Source organism: Pseudoduganella guangdongensis (assembly GCF_009857475.1).
GTDB lineage: Bacteria > Pseudomonadota > Gammaproteobacteria > Burkholderiales > Burkholderiaceae_D > Rugamonas > Rugamonas guangdongensis.
In genome coordinates this window covers 48,177-69,219 of record NZ_WWCJ01000012.1, presented here as the reverse complement: position 1 = coordinate 69,219, position 21,043 = coordinate 48,177, and the positions used below count along the sequence as shown (strand labels likewise).

Annotated in this window: 18 protein-coding genes; 2 read left to right on the top strand and 16 right to left on the bottom strand. The window is 62.1% G+C overall.

Annotated elements, in window-relative coordinates:
• Genes GTP41_RS17475 through GTP41_RS17465 form a run of 3 tightly spaced genes read right to left on the bottom strand, consistent with a single transcriptional unit; the run spans position 1 to position 2,916 of the window.
• Positions 1-786, bottom strand: a complete 786-nt coding sequence (locus tag GTP41_RS17475; RefSeq protein ID WP_161026859.1) for an SDR family oxidoreductase — start codon at positions 784-786, stop codon at positions 1-3.
• Positions 787-800: 14 nt separating this feature from the next.
• Positions 801-1,103: a Dabb family protein gene (locus GTP41_RS17470; RefSeq protein WP_161026858.1), complete on the bottom strand. Its 303-nt coding sequence runs from the start codon at positions 1,101-1,103 to the stop codon at positions 801-803.
• A gap of 10 nt (positions 1,104-1,113) precedes the next feature.
• Positions 1,114-2,916 (bottom strand): acyl-CoA dehydrogenase, encoded by a 1,803-nt coding sequence (locus tag GTP41_RS17465; RefSeq protein ID WP_161026857.1) that lies wholly within the window; start codon positions 2,914-2,916, stop codon positions 1,114-1,116.
• 192 nt (positions 2,917-3,108) lie between these two features.
• On the opposite strand from GTP41_RS17465, the gene GTP41_RS17460 reads away from it, so the two are divergent.
• Entirely contained in the window at positions 3,109-4,812 is a 1,704-nt protein-coding gene (locus tag GTP41_RS17460; protein ID WP_161026856.1) for an MFS transporter, read from the top strand.
• Positions 4,813-5,029: 217 nt separating this feature from the next.
• On the opposite strand, the gene GTP41_RS17455 is transcribed toward GTP41_RS17460, so the two are convergent.
• From GTP41_RS17455 to GTP41_RS17425, 7 genes are all read right to left on the bottom strand, one after another.
• Entirely contained in the window at positions 5,030-5,428 is a 399-nt protein-coding gene (locus tag GTP41_RS17455) for a hypothetical protein (RefSeq protein ID WP_161026855.1), read from the bottom strand.
• 82 nt (positions 5,429-5,510) lie between these two features.
• On the bottom strand, positions 5,511-6,047 hold the full coding sequence (locus GTP41_RS17450) for a hypothetical protein (RefSeq protein ID WP_161026854.1): 537 nt from the start codon (positions 6,045-6,047) through the stop codon (positions 5,511-5,513).
• Between the two features lie 121 nt (positions 6,048-6,168).
• Positions 6,169-8,904 carry a DUF4214 domain-containing protein gene (locus GTP41_RS27825; protein WP_161026853.1) on the bottom strand — a complete coding sequence of 912 codons (2,736 nt, stop codon included), beginning with the start codon at positions 8,902-8,904 and terminating at the stop codon, positions 6,169-6,171.
• A 53-nt stretch (positions 8,905-8,957) separates the two neighbouring features.
• A complete protein-coding gene (locus tag GTP41_RS17440) occupies positions 8,958-11,684 on the bottom strand; it encodes a DUF4214 domain-containing protein (protein ID WP_161026852.1) in 2,727 nt (908 codons plus the stop codon).
• Positions 11,685-11,818: 134 nt separating this feature from the next.
• Positions 11,819-12,685 (bottom strand): carboxylating nicotinate-nucleotide diphosphorylase, encoded by an 867-nt coding sequence (gene nadC / locus GTP41_RS17435; protein WP_161026851.1) that lies wholly within the window; start codon positions 12,683-12,685, stop codon positions 11,819-11,821.
• Positions 12,682-13,815 (bottom strand): quinolinate synthase NadA, encoded by a 1,134-nt coding sequence (gene nadA, locus GTP41_RS17430; RefSeq protein WP_161026850.1) that lies wholly within the window; start codon positions 13,813-13,815, stop codon positions 12,682-12,684. Before nadA ends, nadC begins: the two co-directional genes overlap by 4 nt.
• Positions 13,815-15,416 (bottom strand): ABC-F family ATPase, encoded by a 1,602-nt coding sequence (locus GTP41_RS17425; RefSeq protein ID WP_161026849.1) that lies wholly within the window; start codon positions 15,414-15,416, stop codon positions 13,815-13,817. The genes nadA and GTP41_RS17425 overlap by 1 nt, the downstream gene beginning before the upstream one ends.
• Before the next feature lie 89 nt (positions 15,417-15,505).
• On the opposite strand from GTP41_RS17425, the gene GTP41_RS17420 reads away from it, so the two are divergent.
• Positions 15,506-16,345 (top strand): sterol desaturase family protein, encoded by an 840-nt coding sequence (locus GTP41_RS17420; protein ID WP_161026848.1) that lies wholly within the window; start codon positions 15,506-15,508, stop codon positions 16,343-16,345.
• On the opposite strand, the gene GTP41_RS17415 is transcribed toward GTP41_RS17420, so the two are convergent.
• From GTP41_RS17415 to queE, 6 genes are read right to left on the bottom strand one after another with little or no spacing between them, the layout of a single operon-like run.
• Entirely contained in the window at positions 16,254-17,603 is a 1,350-nt protein-coding gene (locus GTP41_RS17415) for an NAD(P)/FAD-dependent oxidoreductase (protein WP_161026847.1), read from the bottom strand. The two genes, GTP41_RS17420 and GTP41_RS17415, sit on opposite strands and share 92 nt — an antisense overlap.
• Positions 17,600-18,505 carry a muramoyltetrapeptide carboxypeptidase gene (ldcA, locus tag GTP41_RS17410; protein ID WP_161026846.1) on the bottom strand — a complete coding sequence of 302 codons (906 nt, stop codon included), beginning with the start codon at positions 18,503-18,505 and terminating at the stop codon, positions 17,600-17,602. Before ldcA ends, GTP41_RS17415 begins: the two co-directional genes overlap by 4 nt.
• A complete protein-coding gene (locus GTP41_RS17405) occupies positions 18,502-19,398 on the bottom strand; it encodes an alpha/beta fold hydrolase (RefSeq protein ID WP_161026845.1) in 897 nt (298 codons plus the stop codon). Before GTP41_RS17405 ends, ldcA begins: the two co-directional genes overlap by 4 nt.
• Before the next feature lie 51 nt (positions 19,399-19,449).
• Positions 19,450-19,902 (bottom strand): tRNA adenosine(34) deaminase TadA, encoded by a 453-nt coding sequence (gene tadA / locus GTP41_RS17400; protein WP_229502935.1) that lies wholly within the window; start codon positions 19,900-19,902, stop codon positions 19,450-19,452.
• Positions 19,903-19,909: 7 nt separating this feature from the next.
• Complete coding sequence (queD, locus tag GTP41_RS17395) at positions 19,910-20,353, bottom strand: 6-carboxytetrahydropterin synthase QueD (RefSeq protein WP_130312395.1); 444 nt, start codon at positions 20,351-20,353, stop codon at positions 19,910-19,912.
• 3 nt (positions 20,354-20,356) lie between these two features.
• Positions 20,357-20,989, bottom strand: coding sequence for a 7-carboxy-7-deazaguanine synthase (queE, locus tag GTP41_RS17390; RefSeq protein ID WP_161026843.1), 633 nt, complete (start codon positions 20,987-20,989; stop codon positions 20,357-20,359).
• Positions 20,990-21,043 lie beyond the last annotated feature (54 nt).

Genomic DNA, 21,043 nt, shown 5'->3' with positions numbered 1-21,043 from the left:
TTATACTGCAGATACCCCGCCGTCCACTGCCAGCACCTGGCCGGTAATGTGGCGGCCGGCGTCAGAGGCGAACAGCGCGACTGCGCCTTTCAGGTCTTCGTCGCCGCCAAGACGGTTCAGCGGGGCGGCCGTGGCGAGCTTGTCCTCGCCCATGGCCTTGATTACACCGGCGCTCAGCTTCGACGGGAAGAAACCCGGCGCGAGCGCGTTGACATTGATGCCGTACTCGCCCCATTCGCCCGCCAGGGTGCGGGTAAAGTTGACCAGTGCGGCTTTGGACGTATTGTAAGCGATGGTCTTCATGGTGCCCGGGGCATTGCCCATCAGGCCCGCGATGGAGGCGATATTGATGATGCGGCCCGAACGGCGCGGGATCATGGAGTGCTTGCCGACCGCCTGCGACAGCAGGAAGATGCTGCGCACGTTCAGGTTCATTACCTTGTCCCACGCTTCCAGCGGGTATTCCTCGGCGGGTGCGCCCCAGGTGGCGCCGGCGTTATTGACCAGGATGTCGATATGCCCGCCCAGGGCCGCCAGCGCGGCGTCCACCAGCGGGTCGATGGCGGCTTCCTTGCCCAGGTCGGCGGCAATGGCATAGGCCTCCACGCCCTGCTCCTTCAGCACGGCCACCGCCTCGTCCAGGTCGGCCTGCTTGCGCGAAGTGATCACCACTTTGGCGCCCAACTCACCCAGCGCCAGCGCCATTTGCAGGCCGAGACCGCGCGAGCCGCCGGTGACCAGTGCGGTTTTGCCTTGCAGTTTGAAGAGATCGAGGGTGGTGGTCATTGCCTGGCTTCCTTTCAGAGGGTGTAGTCCATGCACTGGCGCGCATCGCGCACAGCGCCGAAGAATGGTTTGAGTGCAGCGTGCTGCGGGTGCGACTGGTAGGCGTCAAGCGCCTCCTTGCTCTCGAATTCGGAGTACAGCACCACGTCATAAGTCGCTTCCAGCCCCGGTTCGGCCAGCCCGACTTCCAGCTTGAGGATGCCGGGCACGATGCCGGCGCAGGCTTCAAGTTGCGCCTTCATCTTGCGGGCATTGGTGGCGCGGTCGGCGCCTTCGGCGTGGTCTTTCAGCTTCCACATGACGATGTGCTTGATCATTCACTTTCCTTCAGAACCACGCGTCCTGCATGTCGAGCGTGGTGGTATCGAGGCTGGCCAGCAAATCCAGCTGCGGCTGGACCTTGGGCAGCTCCCATTGATAGAAATAGCGGCAGGCCTGCAGCTTGCCGCGCCGGAAATCATCGTCTTCCGGCAGGCTGGCGACGGCCGCCATGGCTTGCTGCAGCCAGATCCAGGCGAGCACTACATGCCCGACCGCTTCCAGGTAGGCCGTGGCGTTGGCCAACGTCTTGTTCAGGTCGCCGGCAGCATACAGGGCGGCGGTCACTTCTTCAACCCGGCCCCAGGCCGCGTCCAGCGCGTCGGCGTGGCCGGCCAGCTGGGCCACCCGGCTGGCGCGCGCCGCGCCGGCCGTGGCGCGGATTTCCTCGGCCATGGTGGCCAGCAGCGCGCCGTCATTCATGCTAGCTTTACGCCCCAGCAGGTCCAGGCCGTGGATGCCATGCGTCCCTTCGTGGATCTGGTTCAGGCGGTTATCGCGGTAGAACTGTTCGACATTGTATTCCCGCGTGTAGCCATAACCGCCGTGCACCTGGATCGCCAGGTTATTCGCCTCCAGGCACCATTGCGAGGGCCAGGATTTGGTGATCGGGGTCAGGAATTGCAGCAGGCGTCCGGCACGCTGGCGCACTTCGGCACTGTCGGCGGTGTGTTCGTCGTCGACCAGGCGCGCGCTGTACAGGCACAGGCCGAGCGCGCCTTCCGCGTAGGCCTTTTGCGCCAGCAGCATGCGCCGCACATCGGTGTGGGCGATGATGGGAAGCTGGGGCGAAGCCGGGTCCTTGGCGGCGGGATGGCGGCCTTGCGGACGCTGGCGCGCGTAGTCCAGCGCATGCAGGTAGCCGGTGTAGCCCAATACCGCCGCGCACAGGCCGACGCCGATGCGCGCTTCGTTCATCATATGGAACATGTTCGCCAGGCCCTGCCCCTGGCGGCCAACCAGGTAGCCGACCGCGCCGGCACGGCCGCCCGGGCGGAATTTGCCCTCACCGAAATTCAGCAGGCAATTGGTGGTGCCGCGATTGCCCATCTTGTGGTTCAGGCCCGCCAGCGCGATGTCGTTGCGCTCGCCGTTTTCCAGGAACTTGGGGACGATGAACAGGGAAATGCCCTTCACGCCCGGCACCAGCTTGCCGTCCGGGCCGGGGATCTTGGCCAGCACCAGGTGCACGATATTTTCGGCCAGTTCGTGCTCACCGGCAGAAATCCACATCTTGTTGCCCGTAAGGCGGAAGCGCTCCGCCCCCTCGGGCTCCGGCTCGGCGCGGGTAGTGATGTCGGACAGGCTGGAGCCGGCTTGCGGCTCGCTCAGGCACATGGTGCCGAACCAGCGCCCCTCCAGCATGGGCCGTACGAAATGCTCCACCTGCGCGCTGGAGGCGCATTTCAGCAGCGTATTGGCATTGCCGATAGTGAGAAAGGCGTAGCTGGAGGTGGCCATATTGGCCGCCGTGAAATAGGCGGTGACCGCCTTTTCCACCAGCAGCGGCAGCTGCATGCCGCCCAGGGCGTAATCCTGGCCGGCGGCCATGAAGCCCGCCGCCGAAAAGGCGTCGAGCGCACGCCGCACCTCGGGGATCATGCTGACCCGTTCGCCGTCGAAATGCGGCTCCTGCTGGTCGCTCAACTTATTGTGCGGCGCGAATAGCTCGGTCGCAATCTGCTGCGCACTGTCGATGGCAGCGGTGAACGTTTCGCGGCTATGCTCGGCGAAGCGCGGCCGATTGCACAGCGTTTCGGCCTGCAGCCAGTCATACAGCATGAACTCGACATCGCGTCGGGACAGCAGCATGGGGTCTCCTTTGTAGGTATTTCCGGCCAGCATAGCACAGGCCCGTCGCTTTTAGCACGGTCGTTCGCGTAATTGTGCGATTTGTAAGTTTTGCGTAAGTTTCAAGCAAGAATGACGTAAGGATACTGGTCCAAACTCCATCCTGCCGTTGAAGCATTTGGAACGCTAACTATTAAATTGGAGACAAGCATCATGGCAATTAGCTCTGGGACCGCCGACGCGCGGAACGTGGGGAACGGCAAGTCCACCCCCATGACCAAAGAGGAGAAGAAGGTCATCTTCGCCTCCTCGCTGGGTACCGTGTTTGAATGGTACGACTTTTACCTTTACGGTTCGCTGGCATCTATCATTGCCAAACAGTTCTTCGTGGGCGACCCGACCACCTCCTTCATTTTCGCGCTGCTGGCCTTTGCCGCCGGCTTCATTGTGCGCCCGTTCGGCGCCATCGTGTTCGGCCGCCTGGGCGACATGATCGGCCGTAAGTACACCTTCCTGGTCACCATCCTGATCATGGGCCTGTCCACCTTCATCGTGGGCCTGCTGCCAAACTACGCCAGCATCGGCATTGCCGCGCCGATCATCCTGGTCATCCTGCGCCTGCTGCAAGGCCTGGCACTGGGCGGCGAATACGGCGGTGCCGCCACCTATGTGGCGGAACACGCGCCGCACGGCAAGCGCGGCTTGTTCACGGCCTGGATCCAGACCACCGCGACGCTGGGCTTCTTCCTGTCGCTGCTGGTGATCCTGGGCGTGCGCCAGTCGATGCCGCTGGAAGAGTTTGAAGCCTGGGGCTGGCGTATCCCATTCCTGGTGTCCGTGGCCCTGCTCGGCATCTCGGTATGGATCCGTATGTCCATGAATGAGTCGCCTGCCTTCGCCAAGATGAAAGCGGAAGGCAAGACCTCCAAAGCTCCGCTGAGCGAAGCCTTCGGCCAGTGGAAGAACATGAAGATCGTGATCCTGGCGCTGGTCGGCCTGACCATGGGCCAGGCGGTGGTGTGGTACACCGGCCAGTTTTACGCGCTGTTCTTCATGATCCAGACGTTGAAGATGGATATCGCCACGGCGAACATCCTGATCGCGACTGCGCTGATCCTGGCGACCCCGTTCTTCATCTTCTTTGGCAGCCTGTCGGACAAGATCGGCCGCAAATGGATCATCCTGGGTGGCTGCGTGATCGCCGCTGCCACCTACTTCCCGCTGTTCGGCGCCCTGACCCACTACGGCAACCCGCAGCTGGAAGCGGCCATCAAGAACTCGCCTGTTGTGGTGGTGGCCGATCCGGATTCCTGCCACTTCCAGTTCAACGCGACCGGCGAGAAGAAATTCCCGTCCTCGTGCGATATCGCCACCTCGATGCTGTCGAAAGCATCCGTCGCCTACACCCGCCAGGACGCGCCTGCCGGCACCGTGGCCTCGATCAAGGTTGGCGACAAAGTCGTGCAATCGTTCAACGCCAACATGACGGCGGACGGCCTGAACTTCGATGCTGATTCGAAGAAGAAGGAAGGCGAGCTGAAGAAATCGGTCGGCGAGGCAGTGAAAGCCGCCGGCTATCCAGCCAAGGCCGATCCAGCCCAGATCAACAAGCCAATGGTGGTGCTGATCCTGTTCGTACTGGTGCTGTATGTGACCATGGTGTACGGCCCGATTGCAGCCATGCTGGTCGAGATGTTCCCGACCCGCATCCGCTACACTTCGATGTCCCTGCCTTACCACATCGGTAACGGCTGGTTCGGCGGCCTGCTGCCAACCACCGCCTTCGCCCTGGTGGCCTTCAAAGGCGACATCTACTACGGCCTGTGGTACCCGATCGTGATCGCCCTGGCGACCGCGGTGATCGGCGCCCTGTTCGTGCGCGAAACCAAAGACAACAACATCTACGCGCAAGACTAAGCATCCGCCCAGCCTTGCAGAAAGCCGCCAGCTGGCGGCTTGCTTTTTTTTTGGTACACGCAATCTACCGCAGCCAGTGTTCCCACGCGAGCTGTAGCGCGGCCACTACTAAGGCCAGCGCAGCACCGCCGCCGCAAAGTATACTCAGCGTTGTCTTGAATGCCTCGTCATCCTTAAACCTGTTTAGCCACCATCGTCTTAACATGATCGTCTCCCCCTAAACTAAACACTGAAATGTGCCAGTGCCAAGGAGATCACCGATGCGGCGATGATTACGGCGATGCGAGCAGCGTCCGGAAATGCTGGGCCAGCTCTCGTCCGCGTGAATCGTCATCGAAGTTTGAAGCAGTGCCCCGCCCGACGCAAGCAAGCTCGACAAGACGAGAGTCAGAAGCAGCAATCCTGACAACCAGGGAAGCTCACTGCGCCCATGCATTTCGTACAGTCCTGCGGCGCTGAATGTCAGGCCGCGCCAACACAGTTGCCCATCTTTTACCGCGCGCAGCGGATTTAGCTGCATCCGTACTCTTTTTGGAATTGGAAGGAAAAAGAAGACCAGCGACACGCAAAACAGTCCCTGTAACGGAAAGACGATGTTTGCACGGAACCAGCCCACGAGGACCTCCCGCGCTGCTTAGCCTTCCGGCATCTTAGGGTCGAAGCGCGAGAGGGATGTCGAGCTGGATCCAATACGCGGGTCAGCGTTCCCTGCGCAGGTGTTCTGTGGCGTAGATGGCAGTCTTGTCGAGCAGGTTCGCACCGGTGTCGGCAATCCACTTGCTGAGCGATTCATCGCCGATCGACTCGGCCTGGACGATCATGGCAATCGCGCCGGTCAGCGGAATGGTCAGCGCCTCCAGCTCATTCGGGCGCGGTGGGCGTGGTTCGCGGATGCCGCTCGGCCATTTGATCGGCAGGCGCGGTGGCTGGCCGGTTGGGCACCAGTCATCCAGCGTGGCTTTCAGGAAGGATTTGACATCACCGCCTTGAGCCTGGATAGCACAGGCGGCGTCGACCTGGCGCTGCCCCAACGCCAGCGCTGCCAACTGGCCCTCGACCAGCCAGGCCGGCTGCTGGCGCCATGGCACCGGGATGGGCTCCGCCGCCAGGCTGGCAAAGGTGGAAAACTGGGCATGCCTGCCCAGTGGACCGCCGCCCACCACTTCCCAGATCTTGGGATTGATGCGCGCGATGATGCGGACGAGGGTGCTGCTGATGTGCAGTAGGTCTGACATGGCGACTCCTCCAGTATGGACGGGGCCGCCGGGCCGGCAGCCCTGCACCAACTATAGGCCCCTGCCGCCTGCCAATAGTCTCACTTTGTCACTGTCGCATGGGCACAACAGGCTACCGCGCTTAGCCGTACCAAGTCGTATAGTCGAAGCCTTTGCCAATGACCTCGGCAAGATTAGCGACATTTTCCTTGCTCTCGCTGAAGCCCACTAGCACGCTTGAGAGCGGCGCCAGTTTGCGGTCCAGGACGTCCAGCCAGAATGCGCGACCTTCGGCGTCGGGCGCTCGGTGCAGCACGTTGTAGTACAAGCGGTCGATCACCTCGGCATTGGTCGGCGCGGCACCGTACAGGGTTTTAAACTCGGCCGAGGTCACGAAAGCTTCGGCAATCGATACCAGGTCCTGGCCACGGTCGGCGTGGTGGATCCAGAAGCCCATGCCCACCTGGTCTGGCGCGCGATCAAATGCCGCCTGGTACAGGCGGTACACCTGGCCGCCCACGCCATTGCCGTCGAAGGCGACCGTGGTGCCGTCCAGTTGCAGGCGCTCGATACCCTGCAAGGTGTCGGTTCCGCTCAAGCCTTGCAAGTCCTGCACCTTGAAACTGCCGTTCTCGACCCAGATCTTGAAGTCAAACCGTTTGCGCGCCAGCTGCACGACGTCGAAACCCGCCCCGCCATCAAGCAGGTCGTCACCTCCGCCGCCGTCGAGCATATCGTCACCATTGCCGCCACGCAGGACGTCGTTACCGAAGCCGCCATACAGCTGGTCGTTACCGTCGTTACCCTCCAGCAGATCGTTCAAGAACTGGCCGCGCAGCTCGTCATTGCCACTGCCGCCTACCAGGGTTGGGCCTTCATTGCCGCCATCTGGCGAGATGCCGTGGAGGAAATTGTCGCGCGTGAAATCGGCGGCGTTGGTATTGCTGAATGTGGCGATGTCGCGCCAGTCAGTACCAGACCCCGCCGCACCAGCCCAGCTGAATTCCAGGATGGTGTCCAGGCCCTCCTGCCGCAGGCGCAGGTGGCCGGTGCCGAACGGATTGCCATTCGGGCTATAGGGCATCACACCCGACACGTCGATCAGGTCGCCGCCGGCACCCGTGGTGAAATCGCTGACTGTGACCCTATTCGGCGCCACGTTGCCGACATTGAAAACATCGCGTCCACTGCCGCCGCTGGCGGTGACTATCGCGCCGCCGAAGATGCCGGTGATATCGATCGTGTCATTCCCGCTGCCGCCATCCAGGATCAGCATAGCGCCCGCGGCGGCCCGCAAGACATCATTGCCATTGCCACCCGATACACGGCCATTGCCTCCCGCGTAGATGATGTCGTCGCCGTCGTCACCCTCAGCGACAAAATCGGTGCCGCCTACCGATAGGGAATCATTGCCGGCACCACCCCGCAACGTGTTTCGGCCCGAATAGTCACGTAGCACATCGTTGCCGGTACCGCCATCCAGCACATCATCGCCATACCCGCCCAGGAGCTCGTCGACGCCGGCACCGCCACGCAGGACATCATTGCCGCCAGCACCGTCCAGCACATCGTCGCCATGCCCGCCCATCAACTGGTCATCTACCTCATAACCCGTGAGCACGTCATTAGCGCCCGTCCCTTGCAGGCTCAGGCCCTGGCTGCCGCCATCCGGACGGTAACCGCCGACAAAATTATCGCCCGTGAGTTGCTGCGGCTGTACGTTCTTCAAGCGCAGCAGCGTCCTCTCGCCGTCCTCCAGCAGGAGCAGGAGGGTGTCAGCGCCGTCCGATTGTAGGCGCACGAAGCCTCCGGGCGCGAAGGGGTTACCCGTGTTATAGCCGTGCTTATACTGATAATCGATTATCAGCGGAGCGAGATCGATTTGGTCGCCACGGACGCCTGCGGCAAAGTCGGTGATTTCGCCGCGGCCAGCGCCCACACCCTCGTGATTGCGGGACAGCTGCAACACATAAGTATCCCGTCCACTACCGCCCGTCAGGTTTATAGAGCCGGACGTACCTGTAAGCAGCCCAATCTCGAAGCGGTCGTCGCCCGCACCGCCATCCACGCGACCGTCTGTACTATCGCTAAGCAGTTGCAGCTGGATGATGTCGTTGCCATCGCCTGCGGCGACAATGTCACTCTGGCGCGCGATGATCGAATCATCTCCACGACCACCATCGATAAAGCTGCGACCGGGCCCCCACGAGTAGATCCTATCGTTGCCATCACCACCCGACAACGTATCGTTGCCTGCGAAATCACGCAGCTCGTCGTCACCGGCCCCGCCCTCCAGTACATCATTGCCTTCGTTACCCTGCAGAAAATCGTTCCCATCGCCGCCTAGCAGCAGGTCGTCACCGTCCCCGCCCCATACCGAGTCATCACCGAGGCCGCCGGCCAGGACGTCGTTTCCGCCGAAGCCTCCAATTTCATCATTCCCTGCGCCACCATCGAGACGATCCACGAGGTCGCTGCCATGGAGGATGTCAGCCATATCAGTGCCTTGCATATCCAAGGCGGTCGCGCTCATGCCGGTCCAGAATATGAAATCGGAAGGCGTGCTAATGGCTGCACCGCTGCTATCGAGCAGCCAGTCCCCCGTAAAGACCAGTTTGATGGAAGAGAGATAGGGGAGATCGCGAGGAGGATCGATAGTGACGGTATTTCCGCTAATCGTCACGTGGCTGCCACTCATAGGTTCGGACACCAGCGTGCGATCAGATCGGTCGAGAATCTCAAACTTCCCCGCACCAGCTTTCACTGGGCCACTGAAGGTCAGGACGATGTTGCTTCTGGCGTCAACGCTTTCGGCACGTACAGAAGGCGAACTGGAGATAAGCGTAACGGTAGATGTCATATTTTTCTGGTTCTTCAAAATTAAAAAGTGCGCCGCCCAAGGCTGCGCTCTACATTTATGTTCACGACGGCTCAGCCCATCCAGGGAATGTACTCAAAGCCCGCGCCAACGATCGCGGCCAGGTTGACCACGTTTTCCTGGCTCTCACTGAAGCTCGCAAGTACACTCGACAGAGGGGCCAGTTTCCGATCCAGAACGTCGATCCAGAACGCGCGGTCCTCGGCGCCTGGCTTCCGGTGCTGCACGTTTTGGTACAGGAGGTCAACCAACTCTCCATTGGTAGGATTGCTGCCGTAAAGACGCTTAAACTCATCCGAGGTAACGAAGCCTTCTGCGATGTTCTGTAGGCTAACGCCGCGATCCGCCTGCAGAATCCAGAATCCGGCACCAACCATGTCCGGCTTACGGTCAAATGCCGCCTGGTATAAGCGGTAAATCTGGCCGCCCGAACCTTCGCCATCAAAGGCGACGGTGGAGCCTCGCAATTGCAGACGCTCGACACCGTCCAGGGTGTCGATACCGCCATTGCCATCAAGGTCCTGGATCTTGATGCTGCCGCCTTCGCGCCAGATGTTGACCGTGGTGCGCGTGTTTGGCATCTGTACTACATCAAATCCAGCCCCGCCTCCGAGCCAATCGTCACCCTCGCCACCGTTCAGCACATCATTGCCCGCGCCACCGTGCAGCACGTCGCGGCCAGCTTCACCATTCAGCCTGTCGTCGCCGTCTCCGCCGTCCAGCGTGTCATTAAGAAACCCTCCCCGTAGCTCATCCTTCCCGTCTCCCCCCACCAGGCTTTTCCCCTCATTTTCGCCAGTGGGCGATAGACCGGGAACAAAATTGTTGCGCGTGAAGTCGGTGGCGCTGGTATTGCTAAATGTAATAAGATCGCGCCAGTGCGCCGCAGTGCCTGCAGCGCCGTCCTGATCAAGTTCCAGAACAGTGTTCATGCCCTCCTGCCGCAGGCGCAGATAGCCACCACTGCCAAAAGGATTGACCTGTATGCTGGCGGGCAGCAAATCCATCACATCGATGAGATCCCCATCTGTGCCTGCCGTAAAGTCGCTAATGGTGATATCGGTTGCGGTACGTAAGTTAAAAGTGTCACGCCCAACGCCACCACGAGCGGTGATTGTGCTGGCGCCGAAGTGGCCATAATGATTTTTAATGTTAATGATGTCATCGCCAGCTCCGCCATCCAGATTCACGGTACCAGCGTACAAGGAGCTATTGAAGTAGGTCAGCACATCATTGCCCTCGCCGCCAAAAATGCGCCCAGTCCCATCTGCGGTGATGAAGTCGTCGCCTTCATTGCCTTCCGCTGTGTAATCGGAACCGCCGGCCCAGATTCGGTCATCGCCTTCGCCGCCGCGCAAGCTGTTTTTGCCCCAGCCTCCGCTCAAACTATCGTTGCCAGCGCCACCGTCTAGCACATCGTCACCGTCGCCCCCGTCCAATGTATCGGCGCCGGTGCCGCCGCGCAGCACATCATTGCCGCCAGCGCCAATCAGCTTGTCGTCACCATCCTCGCCGATTAATAGGTCGTCCGCAGCGTAGCCATGCAGTTCGTCATTGCCCCCAGTTCCCTGCAAGGTTAGACCCTGACTGCCGCCGTCCGGCCGGAAACCACCGACAAAATTATCTCCAGTAAGCTGGCCCAGCGGCACATTCTTAAAGCGCAACAACGTCTCTTCGCTATCGCCTTTCAGGATAAGCACGGTATCGTTGCCATCCGCTCGCAGGCGGAGGAAGCCACCCGGGGCAAATGGATTGCCCTCGCGCCATCGATACTCAAGCTCAATGTGCCGGATCACGGAAGTGAGGTCGATCTTGTCGCCATTGGCGCCCGCTTCGAAGTCGGTTATCTCGCACTGATACGTGCCTTCCCCATACCTCCACAACGAGAGCAAATAGGTATCTCGCCCGCTGCCCCCAGCCAGGCTGAGCATGCCAGACTTGGTCTTATTCAGCCCGATGTCGAAATTGTCGTCTCCCCCTCCGCCATCGACCTTGCCAGAGCCAGACCAACCCAGCAGTTGCAGTTTGAAACTATCGTTTCCCTCGTCCCCAAAGACGATGTCGCCATCCGAAGCGAGAATCCGGTCATCACCAGACCCACCATAAACCAGGTCGTCTCCACCGGAAACATAGATCGCATCGTTACCTTCGCCGCCATACAGCGTATTCTTGCCGTGGAGATCAATCAACTCATCATCGCCCGAACCGCCTTCTAAAACATCATCGCCGTAGTCGCCCCACAACTGATCATTGCCGGCACCGCCCAAAACCCAGTCATTGCCATCGTCGCCCCAAACTCGATCATCGCCGGCACCGCCCGCCAAGACGTCGTCACCGCCGTTGCCTATGACTTCATCGTTCCCGCCAAGGCCACCCAAGTAATCCACCAACTCGCTGCCGACCAGCCGATCGACCCCATTAGTGCCCTCCATAGTCAAGGGAGTCGCGCTTAAGCCTGTCCAAAAGTTAAAGTCACCTGGTCCGCTAACGCTGGTGCCAGCGCTATCAAGCAGCCAGTTTTCGGTGAACGAAACCCTTATATGGGAGTAAAATGGCAGATCTCGCGGTAGATCGATCGTCACAGTATTGCCGCTAATCGTGATGAAACCACTGCTCATCGGCTCGGACAGCGCAAATCTCCCGTATCCACCTACGATCTCGACTTTCCCCGTGCCGGCCTTTACGGGACCGCTGAAGGTCAACACGATGTTGGCTCCAGCATCGACATACGATGCATTTTCGGCGGGTGAGCGGGAGATCAACGTAACTAGGGACGGCATCTTTGCTGACAACTAAAAGTTTCAATTGTGCGAGATATTACACAAAGAGTAACGAAGATTACTCTCGAAAAATCACAACAGACGAAAAAAAAACGCCGCACGAGGCGGCGTTCCTGATTCGCGGCGCTGGCGGCTTAGCTGACGATGCGTAGCGAGAAGTCGGTAGCTTTGACGTCCTTGGTCAGGGCGCCGATGGAAATGCGGTGGACACCCGTTTCCGCGATGGCGCGCACGGTGTCGAAGTTGACGCCGCCGGAAGCTTCCAGCAGCGCGCGGCCACCATTAATCTGCACGGCTTGGCGCATCATATCGAGGTCGAAGTTATCGAGCAGGATCGAGACCGCGCCCGATGACAAGGCCTCTTCCAGCTGCGCCAGGGTTTCGACTTCCACCTGGATCGACACTTTCGCGTCGAGTCGCTTGGCAGCCGCCAGTGCGGCGGTGATGCCGCCTGCGGCGGCGATGTGGTTCTCTTTGATCAGGATGCCGTCATACAGCGCCAGGCGCTGGTTCTGCCCACCGCCCACGCGCACCGCATACTTCTGCGCCAGGCGCATGCCCGGGATGGTCTTGCGGGTGTCGAGGATGGCCGCCGTGGTGCCGGCAATTACGTCCACATAACGACGGGTGGCGGTGGCCACGCCCGACATCAGCTGCATGAAATTCAGCGCCGAGCGTTCGGCGGTGAGGATGGCGCGTGCCGGGCCGGTGATAGTGCAGACCGGCGAATCGGCCGACATCAGGTCGCCCTCGGCGTAATGCCAGTCGATCTCGATGGCAGGATCCAGCGCTTCCATCACGCCTTCAAACCATGGCGCGCCGCACAGGACGGCTTCTTCGCGCACGATCACGCGCGCGGTGGCGCGACCTTCTTCCGGCACCAGCTTGCCGGTCAGGTCGCCGGTGCCGATATCTTCCATCAGTGCTGCCAGCAAGTTGCGCTCATACGCGCCCGCCAGCGCATCGTCGAACGGTGCGAACTTATTCTTCAAAGTACTCATGCAGGACCAATCCCTTTGAACAGCTGCGCTTCCTTGGCCAGGTCCGCGCCCGGCGCGACTTTGGCCTTCTTGGCGGCGGCGAAATCGAGCATGCGGTTGATCGAGCGCTGCGCTTCCTTGCCCACGGCGGGATCGACATGAATTTCGTTGTTCATATTCTCCAGCACCTCCGCCAGGTTGCGCAGGCCGTTCATCGCCATCCATGGACAGTGCGCGCAGCTCTTGCACGTGGCGCTGTTGCCGGCGGTTGGTGCTTCGATGAAGGTCTTGCCGGGCGCTGCCATGCGCATTTTGTGCAGGATGCCGTTGTCGGTGGCGACGATGAACTCGGTGGCCGGCAGGCTGACGGCGGCGGCGATCAGCTGCGAGGTGGAACCCACCACGTCGGCTTGCTCCACCACGCCGGCTGGCGACTCTGGGTGCACCAGCACCTTGGCGTTCGGGTGCTCGGCCTTCAGCAGGTCCAGTTCTACGCCTTTGAATTCGTCGTGCACCAGGCAGGAACCCTGCCACAGCAACATGTCGGCGCCGGTCTGCTTCTGGATGTAGGAGCCCAGGTGCTTATCAGGCGCCCACAGGATCTTCTTGCCCTGCTCGTGCAGGTGTTTGACGATATCCAGGCCGATGGACGAAGTCACCATCCAGTCGGCGCGCGCCTTGACGGCGGCGCTGGTGTTGGCATACACCACCACGGTGCGGTCCGGGTGCTGGTCGCAGAAGGCGATAAAGTCTTCCGGCGGGCAGCCCAGGTCAAGCGAACAGGTCGCGTCCAGGTCCGGCATCAGCACGGTCTTTTCCGGCGACAGGATCTTGGACGTCTCGCCCATGAACTTGACACCCGCCACCACCAGGGTTTTGGCCGGATGGTCGCGCCCGAAGCGCGCCATTTCCAGCGAATCCGACACGCAGCCGCCGGTTTCCTCGGCCAGGTCCTGCAGGTCGGCGTCCACGTAGTAGTGGGCCACCAGCACGGCATCGCGCTCGCGCAGCAGGGTCTTGATGCGTTCCTTCAGCAGGATTTTTTCGTTGGCCGGCACGGGGGCCGGGGTGCGGGCCCATGCATGGGCCACGCAGCTGCCGCCTTCGATGGGTTTCTCGAACTCGACAGTCTTGATTGGGGTCTCGATCATTACTCGATGCCTTGGCTCTTCAGGTACTCTTCATAGCCGCCACGGAAGTCCACGACTTCGTTTTCCTTGATCTCGATGATGCGGGTGGCCAGCGAGGATACGAACTCGCGGTCGTGCGACACAAAGATCAGGGTGCCGGCGTACTTTTCCAGGGCGATGTTGAGCGACTCAATCGATTCCATGTCCATGTGGTTGGTCGGTTCGTCCAGCAGCAGGACATTGTGACGGCCCAACATCAGCTTGCCGTACATCATACGACCTTTTTCGCCGCCCGACAGGACCTTGACCGATTTCTTCACTTCGTCGCCGCCGAACAGCAGGCGGCCCAGCGAGGAACGCACGGCCTGGTCGTCGTCGCCTTCCTTGGTCCACTGACCCATCCAGTCGGTCAGGTTCAGGTCCGTTGCGAATTCCTCGGTCGGATCCTGCGGCATGTAGCCGACGTTCGCGTTCTCGGCCCATTTCACCAGGCCGGTGTCGCTATCCAGACCGGTGATGTCCTTGCCGCCGATGCAGCGCAGCATGGTGGTCTTGCCGGCGCCGTTGGCGCCGATGATCGCAATGCGCTCGCCAGCTTCCACCATCAGGTCCACATTCTTGAACAGGGTGCGGTCGTAGGTCTTGGAAATGCCCTGGGTTTCCACAGCCAGGCGGTGCAGCTTCTTCTCGCCGTCGAAGCGCACGAACGGGTAGGCGCGCGAGGACGGCTTGATGTCTTCGATCTTGATCTTGTCGATCATCTTGGCGCGCGAGGTAGCCTGGCGGGCCTTGGACTTGTTGGCCGAGAAGCGGCGTACGAAATCCTGCAGTTCGGCGACTTTCTCTTTCGCCTTGGCGTTATTGGCCAGCTGCTGGTTGCGGGCCTGGGTCGAGGCCAGCATGTATTCGTCGTAGTTGCCTGGATAGATCTTCAGCGTGCCGTAATCCATGTCGGCCACGTGGGTGCACACCTGGTTCAGGAAGTGACGATCGTGGGAAATGATGATCATGGTGGAATCGCGCTGGTTCAGCGTATCTTCCAGCCAGCGGATGGTGTTGATGTCCAGGTTATTGGTCGGTTCGTCCAGCAGCAGGATGTGCGGGTTGGAGAACAGGGCCTGCGCCAGCAGCACGCGCAGCTTCCAGCCCGGCGCCACGGCGCTCATCGGGCCCTGGTGCAGGCTGATGTCGATGCCGGCGCCCATCAGCAGTTCGCCGGCGCGCGATTCAGCGGTGTAGCCGTCGTACTCGGCGACCTTGCCTTCCAGTTCGGCCGCTTCCATATAGTCTTCGTCGGTCGCTTCCGGGTTGGCGTAGATGGCGTCGCGCTTGGTCATGGCTTCCCACATCTCGGTGTGCCCCATCATGACCACGTCCAGCACGCGCATTTCTTCGTACGCGAACTGATCCTGGCGCAGCTTACCCAGGCGCTCGTTGGCGTCCAGGCTGACGTTGCCGGCGGATGGTTCGAGATCGCCACCCAGGATCTTCATGAAGGTGGACTTGCCGCAGCCGTTCGCGCCGATCAGGCCATAACGGTTGCCGTCGCCGAATTTGACGGAAATGTTCTCGAACAGCGGCTTGGCGCCGAACTGCATGGTAATGTTAGCGGTAGAAAGCATCGGGTGCTGAAAAAGATGTTAGAAAGCGAATCGGACATTATACCCCGGCCACCACTTGGCCGCCTAGCAGACGCCGGAGGGGCGCGGGCATGAAAGTTGTCGATATTGCCACCTCGATCGCGATCAACACCCTGCCCATGCTGGCATTGGTGCTGCTGGCCATGCTGGCCGAGCGCCGCAAGCCGGTTGAGCGCCCTGCCCTGGCGGCGGCGCGCCTGAACCTGCCCTACCTCCTGGTCTATGGCAGCAGCGGGCCGCTCACCAGCATGGCGCTCGGCAGCCTGACCGTGGCGGCGGTCAATATGGCCGGCGGCGGCTGGATTTCGCTGCGCGCCGACGGCTGGCGGCTGCTGCCGTCCTTCCTGGCTTACCTGCTTGTGCTCGATCTGCTGGAATACCTGTTCCACCGGGCGCAGCACCGGTTCGCGTGGCTGTGGGCCATGCATTCGCTGCACCACAGCGATCCGGCCATGAACGCTTCAACGGTCGTGCGCCACTTCTGGCTGGAGCCGGCGCTCAAGGCATTGACTATTTACCTGCTGGCGGGGCTACTGTTTGCGACGCCGGGCGTCATCCTGGGCATGTACGCGGTGCTGGGCTTCTACCACATCGTGCCGCACATGAACCTGCGGCTCGGTTTCGGGCGCGGCTGGTGGCTGCTGAATTCACCGCAGTTCCACCGCATCCACCATTCGGCCCTGCCGCAGCACTATAACTGCAACTTCGCGTCGCTCTTCCCGGCTTTCGACCTGCTGTTCCGCACCCACCACGTGCCGCAGCCGGGAGAGTTCCCGCCGACAGGACTGGACCAGGCGCCCACCACCTTGTGGCAGGCCTTCAGTTGGCCATTTCGCTACCGCCAGCCTGCGGACGAGGCGAGCGCCCCTGCCCCCTCATCCAATCCCGCAGTTCGTAATACCAGTAAGTGAGCTGCGCCGCCAGCAGTCCAGCCGCACCGCCAGTGGTCGGCAGGCCCCAGGCCGCGAATTGCTCGACCTTGCTCAACTCCCCCATCAGCGCGGCGGATAGCACGTCACCGGCCAGCGAGGTCGGGCCGACGCCGTGGCCGCCGAAACCCATGCCATACCAGACGCCGTTCGGCAATCGCCCAAGCTGCGGCATCTTGTGGCGGCCGTAGCTCATTAGGCCGCTCCAGGCGTAATCCACGCGGGTGCCGGCCAGTTGCGGGTATACCTTCAACATGTCGGCGTACAAAAGCCGGGCCACGTCTTGCGCGCTGCGCGAGCGGATCGAGATGCGTCCGCCCCACAACATACGGCTGTCCTGCAACGGGCGGTAGTAGTCAAAGGCGAAGCGTGTGTCGTAAACGGCGGCATCCGTTGCCAACGCCTGCGGCATGCGCTGGCCCAGCGGCTCCGTCACCATGACGTAGGTCGCAATCGGCAGGATGGCGCCGGCCAGCGCGGGATACAGGCGCTCGATATAGCCGCCGCAGCAAACCACCACCTCATCGCACAGCACCTCGCCGCCGGCAGTCGATACCCGCCAGCCGGGAGACGCCCGGCCGCCGGTCGTGTCAGGCTGGCGTGGCTGCGCGGCGATGGCGCTGACGCGGCTGCCCTCGTGGACCCGCACGCCGCCTTCGCGCAGAGCGCGCGCCAGCCCCTGCGCGTATTTCAGTGGGTGGAAATGGAAGGCGTTCTCCTCGTACAGCGCGCCGAAATAGCGCTCGCTGCGGGCCCGCTCGGCGAAATCAGCGGGCGACACGCGCTGCCATTCAACGCCCAACTGCTCCCGCATGAAGCGCTGGCGCTGGTCCAGCACGCGCGCGTCGTCGAACCAGTTGGCCAGGTAGATGCCGCCATGCGTGGCGTCGCAATCGATGCCATAGCGCTCAATGCGGCGGCGGATCTGGTCGACGGCGCCCAGCGTAAGCTGGTACAGGCGCCGCCCCTGCTCGGCGCCAACCGTGGCCAGCAGGGCCTGTTCGTCCAGTGAATAGCCGCCGAAGACGAAACCGCCGTTGCGGCCGGAGGCACCGTGGCCAATCCGCTCGGCCTCCAGCAGCACCACGTCACGCTCGCCATGCTCCATCAGTGACATGGCCGTGGCCAAGCCGGCGAAACCGGCGCCAATCACGCAGATCCGGGCATGCTGGCGGCCGGCCAGCGCGGCATAGCTCTCTCCGGGCGCGGTGGCGCGGTAGTAGCTTTCCGCGCCGTTCATGGCAAGGTGGGGTAGCCGCTGGCAGTAAGGTCGAAGCCTTCGGCGTCGGACACCAGGTGGGCCTGGGCGCCGAACGGCAAGGTGCAAAGGTCTTTCATATGCCCGAACGGCAGCCCGGTCAGCACCGGCACCTTCACGGTGGCGCGGATGAACGCCAGCATCGCGTCGAAATCATAGCCGTTATCGTTTGGCGACAGGCGGTAGCCGGAAAAGTCGCCGAGCACGATTGCCTTCTGGCGCTCCAGCACACCGGCAAAATGGAGCTGCAGCAGCATGCGTTCTACCCGGTATGGATGCTCGCCGATGTCTTCCAGGAACAGGATGCCGTCGTCGATATGCGGCCAGTATGGCGTTCCAAGCAGGTGGTTGACCATCGCCAGGTTGCCGCCCCACAGCGTGCCGTGCACTTCGACCAGCGGGTTGCCGGCGCCGGCTCCGCGCACCGAGTGGGTCGGTCCCAGCATGCAGTCCCAGAATTGCGTCATGGCGTATTCAGAGTGCTCTTCGCGGGCGAAGTCGCTGTTCATCATTGGCCCGGCAAAGCTGATGCGGCCCGTGGCCTGGTACAGGGCCATGTGGAAGGCAGTGATGTCGCTGTAGCCGACAAACAGTTTGCCACTGTCGGCCATCTTGCGAAAGTCGATGCGCGGCAGGATGCGGCTCACACCGTACTGTCCGCGCAGCATGACCACGATCTGGCAGGCCGGATCGGCGGCGGCGGCATGCAGTTGCGCCAGGCGCGCGTCGTCGGTGGCGGCAAAGCGCTGGAAAGTCGCCGCCGAATCGTAATAATTGTGGACGATGCAGCCCTGCGCCTCAAGGCGGGCAATGCCGCGTTCCAGCGCGGCGGCATCCTGGGCGTAGCCGGCAGGTGCGGCAATGGCAATTCCGATATTTTTCACCCGGCCATCTTACCGCGCAGGTGTTGATCCAGCAAGGCAAGCAAGCGCCCTACCAGGGCGGGCGGCATATCGTGCCCCATGCCCTGGATCACCTCCAGCCGTGCGCCCGGGATCTGGCGCGCGGTGTCGATGCCGCAGGCGCATGGCACCAGCGGGTCGGCGTCGCCGTGGATCACCAGCGCCGGGCAGGCGATCTCGCGCAGCAAGGCGCTGCGGTCGCCGGAGGCGGCAATGGCGACCAGTTGGCGGACCACGCCGTTGCCATTGACGTTGCGCGCCACCGCCTCGCCGGCCATCTGGCGCAGCAAGTCGTCCGGCATGGGGAAGCCCGGACTGCCGATGGTGCGGAAAGTATCCACCATCTGCTCCACCACGCGCCCGCGATGGTGGGCGGATGGCGTGCGGCGCAGCAGGATGCGGCGCGCCGCCGGGCTGGGTCCGGGCAGGCCCGGCCGCCCGCTGCTGGACATGATGGAGGTCAGGCTCAGCGTGCGCCCCGGGTAGCGCGCCGCCATAATCTGCGCCACCATGCCGCCCATGGACACGCCGACAATATGCGCCGCCGCCACGCCCAGCGCGTCGAGCAGGCCGAGCGCGTCGCCCGCCATGTCGTTCAGGGTGTACGGTGCCTGCTGCGGCCAGCCGAACAGGTGGCGCATATAGGCCAGCCACAGGTTGGGCACGCCGAGGTGGTCGAAATGGGATGACAGGCCGGCGTCGCGGTTGTCGTAGCGGATCACGTGGTAGCCGCGTTGCACCAGGCCGTCGACAAATTCGCGCGGCCAGGAAATCAGCTGCAGCGCCAGGCCCATATTCAGCAGCACAGCCGGGCCTTGCGGGTCGCCGCTGGACTCGTATGTAAGCGTAATACCGTTTATATCAACGCTGGCCATGGTCCAGCATAGCACCGCAGCGGCGCGCCGTGGCGCGCAATCCGGGCCGCCTCAGGGGACGTTGTTTTTGCGCAAAGCGCGGCGTTCGGCGAAGAAGTCCTTCAGCACCTGGCCGCAATCGTCGGCCAGCAGGCCGCCCGTGACTTCGGCGTGGTGGTTCAACTGTTCGCTGTCGAACACATTGACGACCGAGCCGCAGGCGCCGGTCTTGGGGTCGGTGGCGCCGAAGATGACCTTCGACAGGCGCGCATGCATCATGGCGCCGGAGCACATGAGGCAGGGCTCCAGGGTGACATACAGCTCGCAGCCCGGCAGGCGGTAATTGCCCAGGGCTTCGGCGGCGGCGCGCATGGCCACGATTTCGGCGTGCGCGGTGGGATCGTGGCGGCCGATCGGCTGGTTGTAGCCACGGCCAATGATCTGGCCATCCTTGACCACCACGGCGCCGACCGGCACCTCGCCTTCCGCCCAGGCGCGGCGCGCTTCATCCAGCGCGGCGCGCATGTACAGCTCATTCGACAATTTCGGCCCAGCAGTTCGGGGTTTCATGCAGCACCAGCTTGTGCAGGTGCAGGCCGGTGCCGTAACGGTCCTTGAAGGCGGCCTTCAGGATATCCCAGGCCACGGCGGCCAGGTTCTCCACCGTCGGAATGCGGTCGATCACCACGGTCTTGTGGTTTGGCAGCGAGGACAGGAAGTCCTTCACGGCGGCGTCCTTCTCGTACACCAGGAAGGCGTGGTCCCAGACGTCGACCAGGTGCTCCTTGGCGATGGTCTTCACATCGGAGAAGTCCATGATCATGCCGTTGTCGGAATTGCCTTCGGCGTCGATCACCTTGCCGGTCAGGGTGATTTCCAGGGTGTAGCGGTGGCCGTGCAGGTTGCGGCACTGGCTCTTGTGGTCCGGAATGCGATGGCCCGCATCGAATTCCAGCTTGCGTGTAATAGTCAGCATTGCTTATGGGATGTTCAACAGTTTATGGGTTTGCAAGCTCAGCTTCCATTTCGGGTTGCGCTTGCAGGTTTCGATCGCCAGCGTGGTATTGAAGGCCGCCAGCGGGCCATCCATCGGCTGCACGAAGAAATTCTCGAAATCCAGGCCTTCATAGGCGGCCAGGTCCTGGTCCTTTTGCGGGATCACGACCTTGAGTTCATTGCCCTTGCCGACCACCAGCTTGGAACCCATTTTCGGGCTGACGCAGATCCAGTCCACGCCGGCCGGCACCTGCATGGTGCCATTGGTTTCAATGGCGATGGTAAAGCCCACCGCATGCATGGCGTCGATCAGCGGCGCGTCCAGCTGCAGCAGCGGCTCGCCGCCGGTAAATACCACGTATTTGTGCCCGGCGCCGGCCGGCCACAGGCTGTCGATTTCCTGCGCCAGCGCCTGCGGCGTGGCAAATTTGCCACCGCGCTCGCCATCGGTACCGACAAAGTCGGTATCGCAGAACTGGCAAACCGCGCTGGCGCGGTCCTGTTCGCGCCCGGTCCACAGGTTGCAGCCCGAGAAACGGCAGAAAACGGCGGGACGCCCCGCATGGGCGCCTTCGCCCTGCAGGGTGTAGAAAATTTCCTTAATGCTATAGGTCACAGGGTACTTCCGGTGTTCGGCAACCCTAAATTATAGCGCTTTTCACAAAACGAA

Excerpts from the sequence above, each read along its gene's own strand:
- GTP41_RS17475 (WP_161026859.1), bottom strand. The coding sequence starts at position 786 with ATGACCACCACCCTCGATCTCTTCAAACTGCAAGGCAAAACCGCACTG.
- GTP41_RS17470 (WP_161026858.1), bottom strand. The coding sequence starts at position 1,103 with ATGATCAAGCACATCGTCATGTGGAAGCTGAAAGACCACGCCGAAGGC.
- GTP41_RS17465 (WP_161026857.1), bottom strand. The coding sequence starts at position 2,916 with ATGCTGCTGTCCCGACGCGATGTCGAGTTCATGCTGTATGACTGGCTG.
- GTP41_RS17460 (WP_161026856.1), top strand. The coding sequence starts at position 3,109 with ATGGCAATTAGCTCTGGGACCGCCGACGCGCGGAACGTGGGGAACGGC.
- GTP41_RS17450 (WP_161026854.1), bottom strand. The coding sequence starts at position 6,047 with ATGTCAGACCTACTGCACATCAGCAGCACCCTCGTCCGCATCATCGCG.
- GTP41_RS17440 (WP_161026852.1), bottom strand. The coding sequence starts at position 11,684 with ATGCCGTCCCTAGTTACGTTGATCTCCCGCTCACCCGCCGAAAATGCA.
- nadC (WP_161026851.1), bottom strand. The coding sequence starts at position 12,685 with ATGAGTACTTTGAAGAATAAGTTCGCACCGTTCGACGATGCGCTGGCG.
- nadA (WP_161026850.1), bottom strand. The coding sequence starts at position 13,815 with ATGATCGAGACCCCAATCAAGACTGTCGAGTTCGAGAAACCCATCGAA.
- GTP41_RS17425 (WP_161026849.1), bottom strand. The coding sequence starts at position 15,416 with ATGCTTTCTACCGCTAACATTACCATGCAGTTCGGCGCCAAGCCGCTG.
- GTP41_RS17420 (WP_161026848.1), top strand. The coding sequence starts at position 15,506 with ATGAAAGTTGTCGATATTGCCACCTCGATCGCGATCAACACCCTGCCC.
- GTP41_RS17415 (WP_161026847.1), bottom strand. The coding sequence starts at position 17,603 with ATGAACGGCGCGGAAAGCTACTACCGCGCCACCGCGCCCGGAGAGAGC.
- GTP41_RS17405 (WP_161026845.1), bottom strand. The coding sequence starts at position 19,398 with ATGGCCAGCGTTGATATAAACGGTATTACGCTTACATACGAGTCCAGC.
- tadA (WP_229502935.1), bottom strand. The coding sequence starts at position 19,902 with ATGCGCGCCGCGCTGGATGAAGCGCGCCGCGCCTGGGCGGAAGGCGAG.
- queD (WP_130312395.1), bottom strand. The coding sequence starts at position 20,353 with ATGCTGACTATTACACGCAAGCTGGAATTCGATGCGGGCCATCGCATT.